The organism is Variovorax sp. 01T439_2, assembly GCF_056398445.1.
The window spans coordinates 1-3,176 of record NZ_JBFTPJ010001065.1 but is presented as its reverse complement, the minus strand read 5'-3'; the positions used below and the strand labels follow the sequence as shown (position 1 = coordinate 3,176).

The 3,176-nt window shown below is 66.7% G+C and carries 3 protein-coding genes; all 3 read right to left on the bottom strand.

Annotated features, from left to right (window positions below):
- Window positions 1-762 (bottom strand): AMP-binding protein (locus AC1DOC_RS31890; protein ID WP_478131360.1); only part of this gene is annotated, 762 nt, incomplete at its 3' end.
- Between the two features lie 7 nt (window positions 763-769).
- Window positions 770-2,119, bottom strand: a complete 1,350-nt coding sequence (locus AC1DOC_RS31885) for an aromatic-ring-hydroxylating dioxygenase subunit beta (protein WP_478131359.1) — start codon at window positions 2,117-2,119, stop codon at window positions 770-772.
- Window positions 2,120-2,138: 19 nt separating this feature from the next.
- Complete coding sequence (locus tag AC1DOC_RS31880) at window positions 2,139-3,131, bottom strand: PDR/VanB family oxidoreductase (RefSeq protein ID WP_478131358.1); 993 nt, start codon at window positions 3,129-3,131, stop codon at window positions 2,139-2,141.
- Window positions 3,132-3,176: the final 45 nt, after the last annotated feature.

Here is a 3,176-nt window from a genome sequence, read left to right as displayed (position 1 = left end):
GCTTTCGCGTGCGCTGGCGAGCCAGGTCTTCGGATGGAAGCGGTCGAGCTGCACCAGGCAGCCGCCCGCGACCAGCACCACCATGGTGGAGAAGGCCATCGCATTCATGTGGTTGAGCGGCAGCGGCGTGATGACGCGCTCGGTGTCGCGGCGGATGCTGCAGACGCCATCGAGCGCCGCATACCATTCGCCGGCGCGCAGGAAGTAGGCGTTGCTCAGGATGCAGCCCTTGGGGCGGCCGGTGGTGCCGGAGGTGTAGAGCAGGCCGCATTCGGTGCCTGCGCCGATCGGCTCATGGGCGCGCGGTGCGATGGTCWTCGCATGCGGCACCTCATCGTCGGGGCCCATCGTCTCGAAGACCACGCCAGCTTGCGCAGCGGCTGCGCGCAGATCGTTCGCGCGCTCGGGCAGCGTCACGGCCAGGCCGATTTCGCTGTGGCCGATCAGGTAGACCAGTTCGGCCGAACGCATCTCCGCGTTGATCGGCACCACGCTCACACCGAGGGCATTGAGCGCGAACCAGTGGAAGAGGAACGCGGGCCGGTTCTCCAGCAGCAGGCCGACGCGGTGGCCGTGCCCATAACCGGCTTGCGCATAGGCCGCGCGAAGGCGCTCGACCTCAGCCGAGGCTTCGCCCCAGTGAATGGCGCCGGCCGCAATGCCGTAGGCGGCCGCAGTCACCGATTCGGTGAACAAAAACTCAGCCTCCGGCGTGCGCTCGGCAGTCGCCGCAAAAACTTGATGGACGGTGGCGTGTTGCATCGCGTCCTTAGATGAAAAGCTGCACGGCCGGCAGCGCCGCGTCGCAGTTGAGCAGGTTCACGCGCTTGAGCGTCATGCGCAGCGCGCCGTCCTGCAGCGTGAGGTGATGGAAGAAGGTGCCGACATAGAACTGCAGCTCGTCGCCCTGCGATTCGGTGTAGTGGAATTCGGTGCGCAGCACGAAGCGGTTGCCCTCGGCATCGAAAGCCTCGACCACCGGCACCTGCAGCAGGTGGTGGCAGCGGCTCGGTGGCTGCTGCGAAAACGCGCGCGGGCTCTTGAGCCGCTCGATGCGCAGTTCGCGCAGCAGCTTGTCCTCGTAGAGGTGCGAGGTGTGGTTGAGGCCGTCTTCCTGGTCGGGCACCAGYGGCACCCAGTAGAAGGCATCGTCGGTGAAGAGTGCGTTCCACTCCTCGTAGCGGCGGGTGTCGAGCAGGTGCGCTTCGTTCACGACGAAGTCGATCAGGTCCTGGCGGGTGACTTCGGTGCCGGCCATCACATCGTCTCCGTCATGCGCTGCACCCACGCGCGGTACTGGTTGCGCGCTGTGGCCGTTGTCGTAGGTGCGGATGCCCATGTCCTCGAAGAACTTGTAGTCGGACATGAAGGGCGCGAACTGCTCCACCGCCATGGGCTTGGGTTCGTCTTCGGGCTTGTCGGCCCACATGCGCTTGGCGGTGCCGGCCGACGACTCGTGCGCCACCATCGGGTGCATGGTGTCGTTGAGGTTCTCGACGAACATCTTCCAGTTGCACTGGTGCATGAAGCGCAGGCAGCCGCCGGCAATCTCCAGTTCGCCCTCGGGCGAGCGGTCGGCCATGTTGTCGATGGAACTCAGCGAATCGCCGAAGTAGTCGTCGAAGCCTGGCCCCGCATCGCTGATCTTCACGAAGATGAAGCCACGGTGGCTTCGCACGTGCTTGAGCGTCGTCAGGCCCTTGGCCGATTCGCACGCGTGCAGCGCGGTGTTCTCGTAACCGGTCTTGAGCGGAATGGCCAGCAGCGACCCGTCGGTCTTGAAGGTCCAGGCGTGGTACGGGCAGCGGAAGAACTTGCCGGTGTTGCCGCAAGGCCCATTCACCAGCCGCGAGCCCTTGTGGGCGCAGCGGTTCATCATCGCACGCACGCTGCCATCAGAGTGGCGCACGACGATCAGCGGGCGGCCGGCGATCTCGTTGCTGATCCAGTCACCGGGCTTGGGCAGCTGGCTCTCGTGGCCGACGTAGTTCCAGGTGTTGGCGAAGAAGTGTTCCTGCTCCAGCTCGAACAGCTCCTGGCTGGTGTACAGGTCGCGGTGCACGCGGTCGTCCTGGACCAGCGCGCGGATCGCATCGGGGTTGTCTCGGTACGAGGTCATGGTTCTCGTGGCTCCTCTTTCAGATGTCGAGCACCAGGCGCGCACCCTTGGCGCGCGAGATGCAGATCTGCATCACGTTGCCCTCCGCCTTCTCGCGCGCGGTCAGCACGTAGTCGCGGTGGTCGATCTCGCCTTCGAGCACGGGCACGGCGCACACGCCGCATTCGCCGCGCTTGCAGTCGAACATCGGGTCGCAGCCGTGCTCGATCAGGCAGTCGAGGATGCTCTGGCYGGCCGGCACGGTGAAACATTGGCCCGATTGGGCAAGCTCCACCTCGAAGGGCTGGTCGCCTTCTTCCGCGACCGGCTCGGTGAAGAGCTCGAAGTGCACGCGGTCGTGTTCCCAGCCACGCGCCTGGGTGCGGGCCAGCACGGCGTCGAGCATGACCTTGGGGCCGCAGACGTAAAGGCGGTCGCCGGCGGGCACGCCGTCGAGCAGCGCGTCGATGTCGAGTGGCGCGCCGGCTTCGGCGTCGGCATGCACGCGCAGGTCGTCGCCAAGCAGCGCCTGCAGCTCGGGCAGGAAGGCCATCAGCTCGCGGCTGCGGCCGGCATAGTGCATGCGCACCGGGGCACCCTCGGCGCGGCGGCGTGCGGCCATGGTGGCAAGCGGCGTGACGCCGATGCCACCCGCCACCAGCACCGAGCCGCCGGGGCCAGTGTGCAGCGGAAAGTCGTTCTTCGGTGCCTCGATGGCGAGCGTGTCGCCCTCGTTCAGTCCTTCGTGCATGAAGCGCGAGCCGCCGCGGCCCTCGGCCTCCTTGCGCACGGCAATCACGTATTCCGTCGGCGCATTGGTGGCGTTGCGCGCCGTCGCAAAGTTGATCAGCGAATAGTGGCGCCAGTCGGTCCTGCCGTCCGGCAGCGAGACCTGCACGCGGATGTGCGCGCCGGCCGCAAAGYCGGGCAGCGCGCGGCCGTCTTCGGCGCAGAGGCGCAGCATGCGGATCAGCGGATTGAGTTGGCGCGCTTCGGCAACGCGAAGCTGGAGCGTGGCGGTGGGAGCGGTCATCGTGCGTCCGTTGTCTCTTCAGGCCAATGCGTGCTGCGCCAACGC